Here is a 16,560-nt window from a genome sequence, read left to right as displayed (position 1 = left end):
GTAAATTGCTGCAAGATCTGCAAGAAAGGAAAAGCCTGTGGAGATTCATGCATATCCCGTGAATATAATTGCTACAAACCAAAAGGATGTGCCTGTAATGGATAAAATGTAACGAGACACAACCAATAAACCCTTTCTAATTTTTCCTAAAATCAGATATGAAAAGAATGAGAAAACTTATAATGTGGAACGTAATGACCCTTGATGGATATTTTGAAGGTGATCAAAAGTGGGATTTATCGTTTCATAATGTTATTTGGGGAAAAGAACTTGAAAAATTAAGCCTTGAACAACTTCAATCTGCGGATTACCTCGTTTTTGGCAGGGTGACATATGAAGGTATGGCTGCATATTGGACAAAAGCAGAAGCCGAAACTTCCGAACCGGAAATTGCCCGACTTATGAATAGCATACCCAAACTTGTTTTTTCCAAGACCTTAAAATCGGCCGAATGGACCAACACGACAATTATTAGTGATAACGCTTCAGATGAAATCCGGAAACTAAAAGAGCAAGGTGGAAAAGACATGTATGTTTTTGGCAGTGCAAACCTATCAGAGACATTGATAAACGACAACCTGTTTGATGAATACCGTATAGGTATTGCACCTGTTATTTTGGGTAGTGGAAGGCCACTTTTTAGGAATGGCATTATTTCCAAGAACTTATCTTTAATCTCAACACAGCAACTTGATACAGGTGGAGTTATCTTGAAATATTCAAACAATAAAAACTGACATAATCAAAATAGCGACACAAGTATAAAAAGGAGATAGTCGACTGCATGACAGCTCTTACCCAATAGGCGGGGTTCGTGTTCGCCATCAAGATATTATTAAAATGCAAAAATCTGGTTTAATATCATCCATTGACTTTCTTGTGCCTCTGCCAGCAACAATTCTAGGGGTTTTGGTGATGAGGTATTATGAGGTGCCAGTCCATCTGTGGTTGTTAAACCTTGTTTTTGTATGCCTTGGGATCATTATGGCAGTGTATTTTCATAAGAAGCCAAACCTAACAACCAATATCCATCCCGTAATGGTTATAGCTGTTACAATACTTTTGCTTTTATGCACTTTTTTGGACAATGGGATTATGAATGTGCATCGCTGGATTAATCTCAATTCTTTTCAATTAAACATTGGCTTAATAGTTTCTCCTTTAATATTGATTCAGCTTTCAAGGATTAACAATCGTACACTTGCCCTTGCCTTGAGCATGCTAATTACCTTGATCTTTTTATTCCAACCAGATGCTTCTCTGGTTTCGGCTTTTTCCATCTCCGGTTATTTTTTACTGTACAGGAAATTCAAACACATCAACCTATTATTCTTGCTGTGTTGCCTGATCATGATAGGTTACGCCTGGTATAACCTGGATAACCTAGAGCCGGTTAGATATGTGGAAAACATCCTTGCTTTAGCAAAAGAAATTTCAATGGGTTTCTACGTTTTATCTATCGGATCCTTGCTTTTGTTATTACTTCCGTTTCTCTTCAAAAGAAATGACCTGTCTGTTACCCTGGCCATCTACTATTCCATTTTATTGATTGCCACTATTTTTGGACATTTCCCCGTGATGCTGATGGGCTATGGGATTTCGCCTATTATAGGATACTTTATTGGTTTGGTTTGGCAAACAAGCAGCAACAGTAGCGTTAAGCTAATAAAGGCACCCTGACTGCCATCCCTCCGCCAGGAAAGCCGTCAAGGTTGCTTCGTGTCCGTTTCCCTCATTTTCTCGTTGCTCCCTTAAAAAGCTTAGTGATACCCCTTTAAAACCCTGACTGCTATCTAGGCAGTTTTGTGTCCTTAGTAGACCCAAAGAACTCATCCTCCTCCCAATTCATCGGGTTATTTCTGATGTAATTGGATATCCTCAAATATTCCCCCTCATCCCTGATAATCCGGTCATGGTAATTTCGTTGCCAGGGGTTGTAAATGTCGGTTTCGTTCCTAAACCATTTGGTCACGCCAATCTTGAATCCACGGATGATGGAACCGATGGTTTTTGTAGGTGACGCAAAAGGCACAGGGTCGGATCCCGTCCGTAGGGGTGAAAAATTTTTCACCCCTACGGACGGGATCCCATCATTCCCATTTATCGGTACCAATTCAATTATCCCATGAATATGGTTGGGCATAATGACATGTTCGTGCAGAACAGCATGTTGGAAATGTAGGGGGATATCCAACCAGCAATGTTTTACCGTTTCCCCCGCACCGTTCAATTTCATTTGCCCATCTTCAATGCGCCCAAATAGGTGTTCGCGCTGGTAGGTGCAGACGGTTAGGAAATAATAACCGGGATTGGCATAATCAAACCCTTTTAATCTCGTGGACTTTCGCTGTTTTCGGTTCAAAAAAAAATAGCCGATGTGGTGAAAAATAGTTAGCAATACCTTGTATAAAAATAAGAATTATTGATGATAATAACGTGGTAGGGGTGATGGTAGGGGCGAAAAATTTTTCGCCCCTACCATCACCCCAGCGCCAATTTAGCCGATGCATTCCACAGGTAATGCGGCAGCGGTTCCGCCAGGGCCCACTGGATGTTCATGGGCTTGGAGCCGGTGGATTTTTGGAAATTGCCCTCGCCGATGAAGACGTAGCCCATGGTGTTGCCAAACTCGTCCTTCTTCTGTTCCCGGATAAACAGCAGGATGTGCTTACCGTCCTCCTGGTGCCGGATGTAGCTCAGGCCCTTGCCGGTGTCGGGGCGGGCGGCGTTTTGCGACTGCCAGTGGAACAGGTCCTCGCGGATGGCATAATCATTATACATCGTGGTGGGGGAGAAGTTTTGCTCGGATTTAATCAGGTCGATAAACAGCAGCTCGGTGTTCAGCTCCTTGTTTTCTGCCACCCCCTCCCGGTCAGTTCAGGTTGTGAGGTTCGTTATTTATTTAATAATGGAGTGGCTGAATACCGATTGAAAGATAATATTTTTGATCAGGACCAATTTGTGTGTTCATTAGTAAATATTAACGATGTAAAAAGATTATCTTTAGCAAGGCCTGTTGGTTTTCAAGATTTTCATCTAGGCCTTGTTTAGCCTTGGCATATTATTACATATGATTTGAAATGATTTTCCTGATAATACTATAAACGAATTTTCATCATTGGCTGAAATAAAACCATCGTAAAGAATTGGAGTCCGTTCTACAGTATCTCTAAACAAATAAAATTTATAATGGCCAGAATAAGTTCAAATACCCTTTTTAATTTCACAGATAATATTGACCACTTAGTAGACAATCTTAAAAATGGATTCTACTGCCATAATACCTATGAAAAACTCCCACTTAGAAATAATGGTTATCGAGTTCCAATGGCTTGTTTCTGTGATATTCCGTTGAGTTTAATTAGCGAGCATTTTGATTGGTATGGCCGATATGGTATTGGGATTAAAAGAAGCTATGCTAGGAAAAGAGGTGTAAAACCTGTCTGGTATGTGACAAGTGAAAATAATTTTGTAAAAAATCTTGTAAATAAAAAAATAGATCTTACAGAATACGAAAAAAAGTACCTTTTGCCTTATTTGAAGCAGTATTATGGCAATCAGCAATATAAAGACGGGAAAGAGAAAAAGAAGAAGTTTTATGATGAGCGAGAGTGGCGTTTCATACCTGATAACAGTTTGATTGAAGTGTGCTTTGGTAGTCAAGCAAATGTAGAAACTTCTTATTCTAAACAAAATGGCGAAAGAATGAAACTTGACCTCAATGCAATAGAGTACATTATCATAGAAAAAGAAACAGATTTTAACAGAATGATAATGGAACTTGGGGAAATAGCTAGCACACACAGAAAAAACAAGTTTGAAAACCTGATTGCTAAAATAATGACTGCTGGACAGATAGAAAGAGATTTCTAGTTCCTACTTTTAATGATTTTAAATTTTTTTAGTTTCTCTTGCGAAGGGAATGGATTTTATAAAACTAAGCAGCATTGGTTGGGAAACATCTCTCAACACAGGCCCTTTTGGGAGGAAACAATCCTTAATTATGCATTAAGATTGAGGAATTAAGTATTGGGATATTTTAAAAGATTCCTATTTCCTAATTTATCCTTCCCCACCCCTTCTCAACCCTCCTTTCTCCTTCACTTTTTCCCAAAACCCTTCTACATCATCCGGATCCTCCTTTCACACCAGATCTTAGTACTGGTGCCATTCGTGGTCAAGGTCAGGATCATAGGGGGAGCTGTGAAAGCTGGTCGGGCCAAGATTGGAGGGGACGAAGAATTCTGTTTGGATGAGGTGTATTTTAGGAACAGATCAAATTCCTCAAAGTATAGCCCTTCTGGCATTGATACGACCACCTGGCTGCTTCATGGTATAGGTAATGGAATCGAATGTTCATTTCGACAAATAAAAGTTAAAAGCGATATTATAAGTTTACTAGTGACCCCAAATGAATAAAAAAGTTTCAAAATTGGATGGCAATTTACCCTTCTGAAAAAATGAAAAGGGAGGAAAATCCTCCCTTTTCAAAAATTAAAAATCCCTTTGGCCTCTTTCCAATATTGCCTTTTGATGGGTCTACTTACACTTGTTTCGCCGTTTGATTTTTCACCTGAATAGTGACAGAATTTTTCTGGGTAGTCTGGATCTCCAAATTCATTCCATTTTTGAAAGGCAGGGTAGCTTAAAGGTTTATCTATATTAAAAGGTATAGACATACCAGTTCGAATGCAATATCCCATTGGGATTTGGTTGGAGTTAGAATATTGTGGCTTTCTCTCAAAGCTTTTGGTTTCGGGATTGGAGTTCGATTCTGACGGGACCTTTTTAACAGTTACCCTTATTTCATCGCTTATAGTTAACAATCGCTGGACCTCTGCCATTGTATCTTCATACAGCTCAGGATCTTCCTCTTTTGTAAAATGAATTCCCATTTCATTGTTATTCTGTTGGGAAAACTCATATAAATTCATTGAAGTAATAATAGCTTCACTTTCATTGATATAGCATTTGGCGTGTAAATTTTTACAAAGGCTGGTTCGGATACCGACTTGTTCTTCCAGCCAATTGTTCTCATCCACTTGCAGTTTGTTTTCACGGTAAATGATCCGGATGTCATGCTTCTGGATATTCAAGTTGCTCAAATGCTCTTTTACTCTATCACTAAACTGTAAATAAGGACTTACTAATATTAATCTATCTTTAGTTTTCTTTATCAGTACTTCTAAGTGATAAGAAACCCCCGTTGTGTTTAAAAATTTTGCCATTAGTTTTTATTTGGTTTTACTTTCATTAACTCAAGGTTATTAACTCGCTAAATTATTTCGCTTCCAATCTACACTAAATTATTCCTCACTACAATACCGTGATTAGGGTATTTTTTTGCCTGTCACGTGTGAGATTAACATTACCAATCTCAAATGGAAATTTGACTGAAAGGAGACCCAAAACCCTTCAACCTCCGCTTTTCCTCCTCCGTCCACTCCAGCTCTTCATACTGGTGCCATTCGTGGTCCAGGTAGGGGTCGTAGGGGGAGGAGTGAAGGCCAGGCAGGCCAAGATTGGAGGGGACGAAAAACTCCTCCTGGCTCAGGTGGGCCTTGAGGAAAAGGTCAAGTGCTTCCAGGGTAAAGCCTTCGGGATTGCTGACCACCACGGAGCCAAACTGTTTGTAGTTGCCGGCATCGCGGTAAAGGTAGTGAAAGCGGATGTTCATTTAGATTAGAATTTAGTTGAGTATAAAAATAAATAATGTATTACAGCCTTCTCAAATACGGACATCAATTGACTTGGTTTTTTGGCTAGATTGAATAAATGTGTTTTGGGTTTTTACCTGATTTTAGGTATTTTTCCACATGCGGAATCCGAAATGGCATAGGGATGAAATAATTTTAGCATTGGACCTTTACTTTCAACTGGAGCCTGGGCAAATACATGGTAGAAATCCTGCTGTTATTGAACTTTCAGAAGTCCTTAATAGACTTCCTATTTTTGATGTAAGACCAGATGAAGCTAAGTTTAGAAATCCTAATGGAGTAGGATTAAAGCTTAGTAACTTCTTAGCTATAGACCCTTCATATACAGGTAAGGGTATGCAATCTTTCAGCAAACTGGATAAGGAAGTTTTTTTGGAGTTTTTTCAAAACCAAATTCAGCTCAGAAAAATCGCTAATGCCATCCGAACCACTGTCAGCAATTCCTCATTGACTCAAAAGCTTTATCTGATTCCCGAGGAGGTTGATGAAAAGGACATTGTCTTTACTGAGGGGAAAGTTCTATATAAACTGCACCGCTATCGAGAAAGGGATAATAAGCTCATCACGCTGAAGAAAAAAACACATTTAAAAAAATATGGATCTCTGGATTGTGAGGCATGTGATTTCAATTTCCAGGTTAAGTATGGCGATCTTGGAACCGGTTTCATAGAATGTCACCATAGAACACCTTTGTATGACTATGAGGATGAATCTGAGACATCCCTAAAGGATCTTGCACTTGTTTGTTCTAATTGCCACAGAATGCTGCATCGAAGCCTTCACGTGTTGGATGTCGGCGACATAAGAAATATTTTAAGGAATTAATTTGACACCCAAGCACACAATAAAAGTTGGGTTATTTCTATATAAGAGAACTGGAATAATGGCTAAAACACGAAATAAAGTTTTTGAAGCATTAGAAGTTGTACCTGCAAATCCCCGGTGGGCCTGGTGTGCCCAGAGTGAATTTCTCGCTGTTTTTACACTTTGGGAAGATGAAAGGAAGGACGGAGATATTTGGCATTTATATGAAAATGATGGGTACCTGAATGACCAACTGGGAGCTAAGGATCTTAAGAAAGTCTTAAGGAATGCGATTGCCAAAAAAATTCCTGCTCGAGGAATTATATGTTACGCTGCAGACGTGACTGCAAGCCCTAGGAGTATCAAGAGAATTGATGACCATGAGCTTGTCAAGCTTAAAATATATGAGAACTCGAAAGGGATATTTGTTAAAAAGAAAGGTGTTATTAATTGCTTGACACAAATTTCCTCAATCAAAAAGGAAAAAAAGAGGAAAAATGGAATTAGGGATCTCGACTTTATCCCTGTGGGAAATCATTCTCCCGACCGAGCTTTAAGTATTGGCTTTCAAGTTCAGAGAGATCAGAAAGTAAGAAATCACGTAATTAAACAGGCCTATGGGAAATGCGAATACTGTGGTAACGGATCATTTGAAATGGAAGGTGGATTGAACTATCTGGAAGCTCACCATATAATTGGCTTAGCCAAAAAGGGAAAGGATACTGTAGATAATGTAATAGCCCTCTGTCCAAATCATCATAGGGAAGCTCATTTTGGAATAAATGCCGAAGAGTTGGAAAGGGTATTCGCTCAAAAAGTTAAAGAACGAAATAGCCTGAAAAATGCTCATTCCTTCACCTGAGGCCAAAATAATGGCCTCACCAGCTATCCACATACCTCCACGCCTTCTCCTCCCTCAAGCGCGGCTCCACCAAATTCGGTCTTGCACCACATAAGCCGGTGCTGCTGATGGCTTTTTTGGAAATGGTGGAGAAGGGGATGATTGTGGTCAGCTTTGCATGAGTGGATGCTGAACTGGTGTGGATTTTTCATAGTAATTGGTCGGAATAACGTTTTTAAGGCATTTGGATATTTCTGTCTGCCTATGCCAGCAATTTCGGTCAAACGGAGCCAAAAGTAGAACCAATAATCCCACTAATGCGAGCCTACTTTCCTTAGCTAGTTTAATACAAAAAGTTTCTCTGCATGTTTACGCGTGATGTCAGGCCATTTTCTTTTCTATATTTTTAATTTTTCTTAATTCAGGTTCAATATACAATGAGGTTTGAAGTGGACCCGCCATACTTGAATTACTACCCACATTTATCGGTCCTTGGAATTGTTATTAAATAAGCTGAGGGTGGAATACTCTTTGAATTAATTTATGTCTACATAGTAATGGTAAATACATTTTGGTAAAGTTATGAAATATTTGTCACTTTCTTCATCCGTTATTATTTCACCTCTATGTTCAAAGAATAATTTCCCTTGTGAACTTTTGAAGGCTATAAGGGCATAATCTTTTAAAGATTGAAAAACTTGATTACTTTTTTCTGAAAAACATTTTTCGTCTAAGGTTTCGCACAACTTCTGCTTTGTTAAGTGTGGGTGTTTAATTATGTAAGGGAATACCGTATCAAACAGTTCATTGATTTCATTCTGTTTAAAGTTAAGCCCTAATTCATTTTTTATTTCAATAATATTTGATTGAATGTATTTTTTTAAAAGAGATTTAAAGGTGTCTGGTGTTAGTGGATATAGGTAGTCCCTATGGCCGATTTTAGAAAAGAATAAGACTAGGTCACGAGGTCTATAAAATGTAAAATCAATCAAATATTTAAAAGATGTTTTATTTTGGTATTCATAATAATCTTCCTTAATTAAGGATTCCCAAGGGTTATCCTTGTTGTAACTTATATTGTTTTTAAGAAAGTTGTATTCAATCCTTCGGTTTATAAAGCTTTTGAGATTTGTTACATTTTCATCTAATTTGAATGTTTCATGGTCATACCAATCTATTATTATTTCATAACTTGTAAAAAGTTTTCCCGTATCTGGATAAAGTGATTCAATTTTCCTTTTTATATCATCTCTTAAAAATACAACTATTTTAGAGTTGCTTCCGGTTAAAATTTCATTGTTGTATCTTTTACTAATTCTCAGCAATTCTGTTATCATCTTTTGCTGAATTTCGTTTTCCTGAAATGTTATATCGAGATCGTCAAATAGGAGCCAAAACTCATTGTCCCGATTAACTTCATATTTAACTATTTTTTCCACAATTTCTCGTAAGGGAGGAATTAATTGGTGAAATGGAGCTTTTTCCATTTTTGTTCCAAAATGATTCTTAAATACTCCCTCGAAAATATGCTTTAATGGTCCAAAAGATACCTCGAAATTCTTGTCTTCAATTATTTGTTTGATTTGATATTTGTCAATATTAACTATTCCAGAGTTTTTATCTATAAATTTTTTTAACTTTGGGTACTCTCTAGTGTATCTTGCGGAGTCATTTTTAATAAATAACTTTATTAGTTGAACCAGAATTAACCATTCAAAAATTACTAATTCCTTATTTTCAAAGTCGTTGAAAGCGTCGTTTTGAATTAATTTTTCTAATTCTAAATCTTGCATTTTTATTAGTGAAGCATAGGAGTCAGTTTCTTTATCCGAAGTATCTTTTATGTATTTTGCTATTGCACTTTTTCCAGCTCCTTTTCTTCCTAGGAAGATAAACCTACCTTCTCTTAATAACGGCAGGATATTTAAATAATCTTCAAAATAATTTACTAAACTCTGTCCCTCAATATTTTCTCCCTCTGCTTCAGTTGATCCGAAATAAAAGCCTCTTGTAGTTCCTTTTTTTTGGTTTTCTTTGAATTTTGATAATATTCCCATTTCTATATATTAATTTATTTGTTTTAAAGTAATATTATTTCCCAACGATAACTCCACTCTGGTGTTTTGACTTGATTTAGGAGTAGTAGACAAATAATCTCCAAAGGTAAAAAATGTAATTGAGACATTATCTCCTTCTCTTTGTCCTTTAAACTATAATCTTTTACCACGTATGACACTCCGAACTACATTGAACACAGCCTTCGGCTCTCCTGTAAATCTGCATAGCTCCTATTTATGCTGTGTGGCAGGAATAGTGGTAAATCACGGATTGATATTAGGAAGGAAATAATCGACGCCTTTCTCTTTGCTCTGCAGGATAGCTATTCGGCTGGGACTAGCTGTTCATTAAATATCTGTTCATATTTATCCTATTATTTCTTGGTTCCTAAAGATAAGTATGTTTTTACTGATTTAGTAGCTGTAGAAGAGTAAAGGTAGATAACTAATGTTGTAAGGATGTATTTCTTAAGAGTGAAGTTCATAAAATAAGCCCCCGATCTCTCGGAGGGCTCAAATTACTCACTGGAGGGTGGTCACAACTTTGCCGTATTAAGTAATGCTTATGAAATATAAGAATTAAAGGCTTGGGATACAATAAATTGTTGTTGGAAATTGGCTTGAAGGATCATAATTGAAATCCCATATCCCTAAGCTCTTTTAGACACCTCTGCTTACCATCTTCATTGCCATCATTCATGTATTGGAGTGTTAATTCTATGGTGGAGATTATTCCTTTTCCTTTTACGATCCGATCATAAGGTAGCTTTTGCCATCCGTAGAGCGTTTTAAGCTTAGTCTCACAGCGATTTTTTAGATCGAGCAGATCTTTTTCCATGGTATCCATGTGGGTGTTTATTTTATTGACATTAATATGTTTATAAGGTAAACATAATAATTCAGATTCCATAGGCTTTTTAGGTGAGGAAAGATATACCATCTTCTGGATAATTTCGGATTGCCTTTTCCACCAGTACCGGTTTAAACAGATCCGCAACTTCAGATCACTTTCTTTGCCACTATTTTTCTAAAATAACAGCCTCTTTTTCACATCACCATCGGGTCTACCGCTATTTCTCAAATATAAAAATATAAGTAAAATATAATAATTCAATTGAAAACTTAGCTTTTTTACTTATCATCTTGCAAAATACCCTGATCATGGTATTTTTTTAGTCAAATTAATTCTTTAATCTTGGAGCAATAAAATTTCTCTACAGATTATGGATTATTTGAATGGAGTATCACAACCTCTGGATCAAGAGGTTATTTTTGACAATACAGCCATCCATCAGCGGATTTTGGATGAGTTGGCTAAAGCCACAAATTATATTTATGTAGCCACAGCGTGGTTTACAGATCCTTCGCTTCTTGGGGCGCTAGAGGAGAAGGCTAGGGAAGGCGTTAAGGTAGAGGTGATTTTTTCTGATAATTCGGCCAATGAAAAACTAGATTTTTCAGGGTTAAAGAACCTGGGAGGCATTGTGATGAAAATCAAGAAATCAGGTTTTGGCATCATGCACCAGAAGTTTTGTGTTATAGATGGAAGGATCGCTATCTCCGGAACCTACAATTGGTCTGTCAATGCTAAGAACAACAATGATGAGAGCATTTTCATCAGTACCCTTCACGAAATCATTGGAAAATATGTGGAGCATTTCAACAAAATAAAAGGGAGTACTGAGGAGGTCAAGCCGCAAAATAAGTTCATTAAAAATCTGTTGAAGGGTATGTTGCCGAAAGGGAAGGAAAAAGCTATTTCATCTTCCGGTGAAGAGGTTCTGCCGATTAGTAAAAAGGAAGAGGAGAAGTTTACACCCCGGAAACATGAGTATGAGCTGATACTGGACCAGATGATTGCCGCGGAAGTCAGTAATTTCGATAGAGGGAAGCTCAAGGAGGAAGGCTATCAAAGGTCCAAGGCCAATAACGGTGACCACCAGGTCTTAGGCAGCGCATTGGATAGCGTTTACTCGGTTTTTATCAACGACATTAATGTGGTTGAGGATAAAAAGAACCGCCTAAAATCCAAGATCAAGGAAGAGGAAATAAAGAGTATAGATGCAGAAAAGGAAAAGGCTGAGCTGCAACTCAATACTTTGGAAATCGACATGGCTAGTCTAGATGAGTATCTGATTTCTCGGATTGTAACGACCAAAACCCAGGTCGAAACCCTCGAAAATGAGAAAAAGGAAATTGAGGAAGTAGAGATTTCCAGCTTGGAGCAGAAAATAGTGTCCTTAAAGGAAAGTATCCAAGCCCTTCAAATAGAGTTTGTAAAACCAAAGATCAAACTTTTCAATGCCATTCCCTATGGTCTTTTCCTGTTTGGAACCTTGGCTTATTTGTTTATTTTTTATTCTTCGGCAGCCTATATTTTAGTTTTTGGAGAGGAAGATTTTAAGCTTGCTAGAATGAATGACGCTCCAGTTCCCCCTCCCGAAATTTTTAACCCCAATGCGATAAGCCTCGCTTTTGAAAGGGGATGGGTTTCATTGGCTTTTATTTTATTGTTTGTTTTTATTCCTTTAGGTATATCTATATGTGATAGATTAATTGACAAATTTAAAAAATTAGCCTTCTTCTCAGGAGTTGTGATTGTAGATGTTTCTATTGCTTATAAAGTAGCTGAATCACTTCATAACATTAATTATGAGTTAGGTAGAGTAGATGAGATTTGGCATTGGACCCATTCATACCAAGACACAAACTTTTATTTGGTCTTTGTTTTTGGTGCTTTTGGGCTGATAATGTTTAAATATCTCTATAAAAGGTTTATTGAGATATTTGAGAGCCGGGACAGCGATTTGGACAAGCAAAAGAAAATGGCCCTTGCCCAACAAAAGCAGGGCGATATCGATCAGCATAGGGAGAGAATCAAGGAATTCCAGGAAGAGCTGATTTTGAAGGACAATGAGATCCTATTTGTTAAGAACGAGATTCAAACCCTAACTTCAACCAAGGAGTTTTTGCCTTCGAAAAAGGCCAATCGAATCGAAAAAATCAAAGCGGAGCTGAACATCAGGATCCAAAACATAGAAAGGATTACCACCATCTATTCCTCCCATATAGACAATGATATTCTTCCTATATCCATTGACTCCATCAATGACCGGATCAACATTTACCTGGAAGGATGGAGCAATTACCTGCATGATCAATATAATGTAAACATTGCCATGGAGAAAGGCCAAAAGGCACTGGAGGAAGCCCGAAAGTGGAAGGTCGAAAGGGTAGAAAAGAAGTTGATTGATACCAGAATTTTAAAATAATGAAGAGAGTTTTAAGTCTTTTTTGCTTAGGTCTTTTTACTTGGGCCTGTTCTAGTAATGCAGACGAAGAGAAGTCGGAACCCAAGGTTTTTCGTACCCAGCATTACAACATTATCATCGCTCCGGACCTTTCAAATCGGGTAGACTTCTCAATACGTCAGAAGCCCCTTAAGGACCTTCAGATTGCAGAGGTGGTATTGAAAAACCTGTACCCCAAAATATTGAACAGTGCCAACCGGTCGGAAAGTCAAAAGGATAGGGTTCGTTTTGACTTCATCAACAAAAACCTTATCACTAAATATGGTGTAGAGACTAATAAGCTTGAACTTAACTTTGGTGAATTTAAAAATCAAGGTAAGCGCATGGATTATATCAAGGGCAGGGCAGAGCGGAGCTTGCAGGAAGACAGGGAGAAATTTATGGCTGAGTATGAAAAGATTCACAGTACCGCTGAGAAAAATAATTTTGGAGCTGATATATGGACCTATCTCAAAGGGCTGGATAACTCATCGATTATTACTTCTGGAGAGGTAAATTCCCATAACAATATCGAATATCATCACAACTATAAGAATGTGATGTTTTTATTGACTGACGGATATATAGAAGCCGGTTTGTTTGGGCAACAAGGCTGTAAAGAGGGAAATCAATGTTATTATCTAAGCTCCAACCGAATCAAGGAATTCAGGAATGCTTTCAAAAGGTCCGGTGAAAGTGACTTGAAGCAATTCTTCGAGAAAAATGGCTACGGCATAGTGCCAGTGGATAATCCAATCCTGGAAAATGTGGAGATATTAGCCCTTGAATTCAATGACAGGTCATTGGATCATGCAGGTAATGCCACTGTATATCCGACGGATTATGAAATTCTAGAATTGTTCTGGACCGATTGGATGGAAAAGTCAGGAGTCAAAAGATTCAAGATGAAAAGAACCCTTACCTCGGAGATGGATGCAGAGCAGGAGATCCTGGGGTTTATGGGGGTGAGGTAAGAAATATCGGCTATTGGAATTAATTTTCAGGAGGGAACTGCGATTATAGAGTTAGGAAATAGACTCACCATAGAAGTTTCGAAAATTTATATAGACAATTATGGCATTTATAACATTAGCTAATACCAATAAAATTATATTTAAAAGTGATGTAAAAAAGCTTAATCTTAAAGGGAATGTCTATCATATTCCAATTTATTTTTTTAGCCGATATGAAGAAAACGCCCTTTTGGCAATTCAAGAATTATTAAAAGATCCCGAGGGTTATTTTTCTGAAATATATCAACCATATAAAGCAGTTGATACTTATTCCTATGTATATGAAGGGCAGCAACCTGCCTATCATAATTTTTCATGCTGTCCAAGGTTACAGTCGAATTATCAAAATTATGAAATTCCTTCATACATAAAAGAAAAAGGCTCAGAAGCAGTTGAGGAATTTCGGAAATGGTTTGAAGAGGTTAAACATTTACTAGATAAACCTGATATATTCGTTGCTAGGCTGCAGGCAAGATGGGGTATAGTGGCTAATCCCAAAGCTATTAGTAGAGATAATTCAGGCTCAACAAGTATAGAAAACCTAGAAATTGGAGAGTTAGAGCAAAAAATAGATTGCATAATAAAGGAAGCAGGGCGATTTTATTATAAAAGCGATAAGAATAAAGATATCCTAAAAAAATTCTCAAAGTATACATTCCTTGCATACAAAGATGAGGTAATATCTAATAATGATACAGGTTTTTCCGATGAAGAAGTGAAAGAATTGCTGAAGTATTATGATGAAAACTTTAAGAAATTATTAAAAAAATTACTGATCGAGTATTATAGGATAAAGTTTAATCCTGAAATTAAAATGGAAGGATATTTATTAGATAGGCTTGGGTTTAATCCTTGCGGACATTGTCACGATGAAGATTATAAACCTGGGAATGATGACAATTTGCCTTTTTAGGAGACTTTTCTGGACCGACTGGATGGAAAAGTCAGGGTCTAGAGATGTAATATAAAAAAAGAACCCTTATCTCGGAGATGGATGCAGAGCAGGATGTACTGGGGTTTAAGGGGATAAATGATTAGCAATGAATAGGGGAGGTCTTCATATCTATATCTTCATTAGGTTAGGCTGGTTTATAGATTTTTGAGAAAAATAAGCCTGAAAAACTCTACCTCTATGTCAGAATTTATTCCTCCTAATCTAGCTGGATGGGCCTCATAGGACTTATAGAGATATAAAGTTAGCTGCTACATAATAATATCATTATACAAAAAAACATATGTGGAAAGAAACACTACCTGAAAATTGTCCACCGACAACTGCGGCGGAGTTAAATCAAGACGTTTTTCGAATTCTTCAAAATGAAAATTCGAGCGAGAATGATTTTACACCTTACGTGAAGCTTTACCCTGATAATAAAAGATATAAAACCTTTTGTAAGGCTTATGCTATATCATTCTATGACAACATAGAAAATGCACGAGAAGCAATTAAAATGGCATCGAAAAGAGGAAAGACAATAGGTAATTGTATTGGACAGTTTAAATTGGCGGCAACTGACGGCAAAAGTGAATACACTCCGAGTAATGGGCATTTCAGCACGTGGTTTTATAACTCGTGGGATTTTAACAATTTTAATTGTTCCTTTGTAACTTCAATAAATGAGGATTGACGAGAAATATCGTTTACAAGAACTGCCGCTTAGCTTAACGGTAGTAGATGCATTTGACTTTCGAGAAGAACCTATACTTCTTCTCGAAAAAGATGTTATTGGAAATTCTTATTTGAGCTATCTTGTTGAAAGCAAGGGAGATACCGAGCAGAGAATAATTCTTCAGGTTAGTAATGATAGATTGAGTTCAATTTTTGAAAAAGAAATTTCAATAAGAAATGCTTTTTCCAATCCTGAAAACAAGTTCATTTATATTGCAGAGTTTAGCTTGACCGAAGGTGAACCAATTTCTGCTTATTTAATGCCAGGAAACATCTTTTCTTTAATTAATCCGGTAGACGAAGAGTATAATGTGGATATAAATTATGCGCTTAACCAACCAATGTTAAATGAATTTGAAATTTTATCCTATTCCGAAAGAAAACAAAAGCTTATTTTTGATTTTTATTTACAAAGTCAGAATTTAATAAATAGTGTGAAGCCTTTTGCTATTTATAAAGTCTTGACGCCAATAGTCGAAATAATAAAGTCATTACTTTCATTTGACAATCGCAATGCAGATAGATTTTTGGCATTTTCTAATATCCGACAAGGTTCATTAGGTGTTACAATTGAGATAAACTATTCTAATGATTTGTTTTTAGAAAAAGAAACAGAAGTAATGGAGACGATAATTCAACTATTAAACGCACAAAAAAAGTCAGACTTTGAAACATTAATTTCCAAGACGACTAATGAAAGATATATTAAAGAATACACAACAATTATAAAAGCTATAATTGAAAACAATGCCAATCTTCATACAGCATATGCCAATCCTGTGACTAAGAGAATTTTGACAAGTGTTTTGGACAAAGAAAGAGCTACAAAGGCTAAAGAAATAATTGATGAAACTTTAGACACAATTGAAGATATTGAAAACATTATAGGTATATTTTTAGAAATTGACATTGACTCAAGAGAACCGTCATTTAAGATACATTCAAATGAAGAAGACGTTACAGTTAAAGGGAAATTTGAATTGTCAATTTTAGATAAAGTTAAGAATGACTATGTGAATATGGGAAAGGAAACATACACGTTCACAATAAAAACAATTTACAAACCTGAGACAACTTTGAGAGCCGAAGAAATAAAAAGATTTATGATTAACTATGAAAAGTACGGCAGCTAACAACTAAGTTTTCGTGCGGCTTGTAAAGCCAAGCAT

At 36.8% G+C, this 16,560-nt stretch carries 18 protein-coding genes; 11 read left to right on the top strand and 7 right to left on the bottom strand.

All coding sequences use genetic code 11. The features are described from left to right. Positions 1-167 precede the first annotated feature (167 nt). The gene (locus tag KI659_RS17715) at positions 168-737 is read left to right on the top strand and encodes a dihydrofolate reductase family protein (protein WP_213946723.1); all 570 of its coding nucleotides are present in this window, start codon (positions 168-170) and stop codon (positions 735-737) included. Between the two features lie 103 nt (positions 738-840). Beyond that, positions 841-1,680, top strand: a complete 840-nt coding sequence (locus KI659_RS17710) for a hypothetical protein (RefSeq protein WP_213946722.1) — start codon at positions 841-843, stop codon at positions 1,678-1,680. 109 nt (positions 1,681-1,789) lie between these two features. Here the strand turns inward: KI659_RS17710 and KI659_RS17705 are convergent, their stop codons facing one another. Together KI659_RS17705 and KI659_RS17700 are read right to left on the bottom strand one after the other, a co-directional pair. Beyond that, positions 1,790-2,362 carry a transposase gene (locus KI659_RS17705; RefSeq protein ID WP_213946721.1) on the bottom strand — a complete coding sequence of 191 codons (573 nt, stop codon included), beginning with the start codon at positions 2,360-2,362 and terminating at the stop codon, positions 1,790-1,792. A 119-nt stretch (positions 2,363-2,481) separates the two neighbouring features. After that, positions 2,482-2,862 carry a DUF3427 domain-containing protein gene (locus tag KI659_RS17700; RefSeq protein WP_213946720.1) on the bottom strand — a complete coding sequence of 127 codons (381 nt, stop codon included), beginning with the start codon at positions 2,860-2,862 and terminating at the stop codon, positions 2,482-2,484. Between the two features lie 327 nt (positions 2,863-3,189). Here KI659_RS17700 and KI659_RS17695 point away from each other — a divergent pair, with 327 nt between their 5' ends. Both KI659_RS17695 and KI659_RS17690 read left to right on the top strand, forming a co-directional pair. Continuing rightward, entirely contained in the window at positions 3,190-3,873 is a 684-nt protein-coding gene (locus KI659_RS17695) for an abortive infection system antitoxin AbiGi family protein (RefSeq protein WP_213946719.1), read from the top strand. A 156-nt stretch (positions 3,874-4,029) separates the two neighbouring features. Next, entirely contained in the window at positions 4,030-4,419 is a 390-nt protein-coding gene (locus tag KI659_RS17690) for a hypothetical protein (RefSeq protein WP_213946718.1), read from the top strand. Positions 4,420-4,487: 68 nt separating this feature from the next. Here the strand turns inward: KI659_RS17690 and KI659_RS17685 are convergent, their stop codons facing one another. Both KI659_RS17685 and KI659_RS17680 read right to left on the bottom strand, forming a co-directional pair. Beyond that, the gene (locus tag KI659_RS17685; protein WP_213946717.1) at positions 4,488-5,228 is read right to left on the bottom strand and encodes a phospholipase D family protein; all 741 of its coding nucleotides are present in this window, start codon (positions 5,226-5,228) and stop codon (positions 4,488-4,490) included. A 149-nt stretch (positions 5,229-5,377) separates the two neighbouring features. Then, positions 5,378-5,677: a hypothetical protein gene (locus tag KI659_RS17680; protein ID WP_213946716.1), complete on the bottom strand. Its 300-nt coding sequence runs from the start codon at positions 5,675-5,677 to the stop codon at positions 5,378-5,380. A 139-nt stretch (positions 5,678-5,816) separates the two neighbouring features. Here KI659_RS17680 and KI659_RS17675 point away from each other — a divergent pair, with 139 nt between their 5' ends. Together KI659_RS17675 and KI659_RS17670 are read left to right on the top strand one after the other, a co-directional pair. Next, a complete protein-coding gene (locus tag KI659_RS17675; protein WP_213946715.1) occupies positions 5,817-6,542 on the top strand; it encodes an HNH endonuclease in 726 nt (241 codons plus the stop codon). A 58-nt stretch (positions 6,543-6,600) separates the two neighbouring features. Next, positions 6,601-7,383: an HNH endonuclease gene (locus KI659_RS17670; RefSeq protein WP_213946714.1), complete on the top strand. Its 783-nt coding sequence runs from the start codon at positions 6,601-6,603 to the stop codon at positions 7,381-7,383. 23 nt (positions 7,384-7,406) lie between these two features. Here KI659_RS17670 and KI659_RS17665 read toward each other — a convergent pair whose 3' ends face one another. The 3 genes from KI659_RS17665 to KI659_RS17655 all read right to left on the bottom strand — a co-directional run bounded on the left by KI659_RS17665 (position 7,407) and on the right by KI659_RS17655 (position 10,266). Continuing rightward, complete coding sequence (locus KI659_RS17665; RefSeq protein ID WP_213946713.1) at positions 7,407-7,574, bottom strand: hypothetical protein; 168 nt, start codon at positions 7,572-7,574, stop codon at positions 7,407-7,409. Positions 7,575-7,898: 324 nt separating this feature from the next. Next, positions 7,899-9,419: a P-loop ATPase, Sll1717 family gene (locus tag KI659_RS17660; protein WP_213946712.1), complete on the bottom strand. Its 1,521-nt coding sequence runs from the start codon at positions 9,417-9,419 to the stop codon at positions 7,899-7,901. Positions 9,420-10,047: 628 nt separating this feature from the next. Then, complete coding sequence (locus KI659_RS17655; protein ID WP_213946711.1) at positions 10,048-10,266, bottom strand: hypothetical protein; 219 nt, start codon at positions 10,264-10,266, stop codon at positions 10,048-10,050. A gap of 376 nt (positions 10,267-10,642) precedes the next feature. On the opposite strand from KI659_RS17655, the gene KI659_RS17650 reads away from it, so the two are divergent. From KI659_RS17650 to KI659_RS17630, 5 genes are all read left to right on the top strand, one after another. After that, positions 10,643-12,691: a phospholipase D-like domain-containing protein gene (locus KI659_RS17650; protein WP_213946710.1), complete on the top strand. Its 2,049-nt coding sequence runs from the start codon at positions 10,643-10,645 to the stop codon at positions 12,689-12,691. Next, positions 12,691-13,683 (top strand): hypothetical protein, encoded by a 993-nt coding sequence (locus tag KI659_RS17645; RefSeq protein WP_213946709.1) that lies wholly within the window; start codon positions 12,691-12,693, stop codon positions 13,681-13,683. The genes KI659_RS17650 and KI659_RS17645 overlap by 1 nt, the downstream gene beginning before the upstream one ends. A 100-nt stretch (positions 13,684-13,783) precedes the next feature. Further along, positions 13,784-14,635, top strand: coding sequence for a BAR domain-containing protein (locus tag KI659_RS17640; protein ID WP_213946708.1), 852 nt, complete (start codon positions 13,784-13,786; stop codon positions 14,633-14,635). Between the two features lie 322 nt (positions 14,636-14,957). Continuing rightward, positions 14,958-15,350: a hypothetical protein gene (locus KI659_RS17635; protein WP_213946707.1), complete on the top strand. Its 393-nt coding sequence runs from the start codon at positions 14,958-14,960 to the stop codon at positions 15,348-15,350. Further along, positions 15,340-16,524 (top strand): DUF6575 domain-containing protein, encoded by a 1,185-nt coding sequence (locus tag KI659_RS17630; protein WP_213946706.1) that lies wholly within the window; start codon positions 15,340-15,342, stop codon positions 16,522-16,524. Before KI659_RS17635 ends, KI659_RS17630 begins: the two co-directional genes overlap by 11 nt. The last annotated feature ends 36 nt before the right edge of the window (positions 16,525-16,560 follow it).

Source organism: Litoribacter ruber, assembly GCF_018449405.1.
Taxonomy (GTDB): Bacteria; Bacteroidota; Bacteroidia; order Cytophagales; family Cyclobacteriaceae; genus Litoribacter; species Litoribacter ruber.
This window is presented reverse-complemented; position numbering and strand designations above follow the sequence as displayed.

Coding starts and splice junctions, on each gene's coding strand:
- KI659_RS17655 (WP_213946711.1), bottom strand. CDS start 10,266: ATGGATACCATGGAAAAAGATCTGCTCGATCTAAAAAATCGCTGTGAG.
- KI659_RS17670 (WP_213946714.1), top strand. CDS start 6,601: ATGGCTAAAACACGAAATAAAGTTTTTGAAGCATTAGAAGTTGTACCT.
- KI659_RS17680 (WP_213946716.1), bottom strand. CDS start 5,677: ATGAACATCCGCTTTCACTACCTTTACCGCGATGCCGGCAACTACAAA.
- KI659_RS17695 (WP_213946719.1), top strand. CDS start 3,190: ATGGCCAGAATAAGTTCAAATACCCTTTTTAATTTCACAGATAATATT.
- KI659_RS17675 (WP_213946715.1), top strand. CDS start 5,817: ATGCGGAATCCGAAATGGCATAGGGATGAAATAATTTTAGCATTGGAC.
- KI659_RS17715 (WP_213946723.1), top strand. CDS start 168: ATGAGAAAACTTATAATGTGGAACGTAATGACCCTTGATGGATATTTT.
- KI659_RS17685 (WP_213946717.1), bottom strand. CDS start 5,228: ATGGCAAAATTTTTAAACACAACGGGGGTTTCTTATCACTTAGAAGTA.
- KI659_RS17665 (WP_213946713.1), bottom strand. CDS start 7,574: ATGAAAAATCCACACCAGTTCAGCATCCACTCATGCAAAGCTGACCAC.
- KI659_RS17650 (WP_213946710.1), top strand. CDS start 10,643: ATGGATTATTTGAATGGAGTATCACAACCTCTGGATCAAGAGGTTATT.
- KI659_RS17710 (WP_213946722.1), top strand. CDS start 841: ATGCAAAAATCTGGTTTAATATCATCCATTGACTTTCTTGTGCCTCTG.
- KI659_RS17660 (WP_213946712.1), bottom strand. CDS start 9,419: ATGGGAATATTATCAAAATTCAAAGAAAACCAAAAAAAAGGAACTACA.
- KI659_RS17645 (WP_213946709.1), top strand. CDS start 12,691: ATGAAGAGAGTTTTAAGTCTTTTTTGCTTAGGTCTTTTTACTTGGGCC.
- KI659_RS17630 (WP_213946706.1), top strand. CDS start 15,340: ATGAGGATTGACGAGAAATATCGTTTACAAGAACTGCCGCTTAGCTTA.
- KI659_RS17640 (WP_213946708.1), top strand. CDS start 13,784: ATGGCATTTATAACATTAGCTAATACCAATAAAATTATATTTAAAAGT.
- KI659_RS17635 (WP_213946707.1), top strand. CDS start 14,958: ATGTGGAAAGAAACACTACCTGAAAATTGTCCACCGACAACTGCGGCG.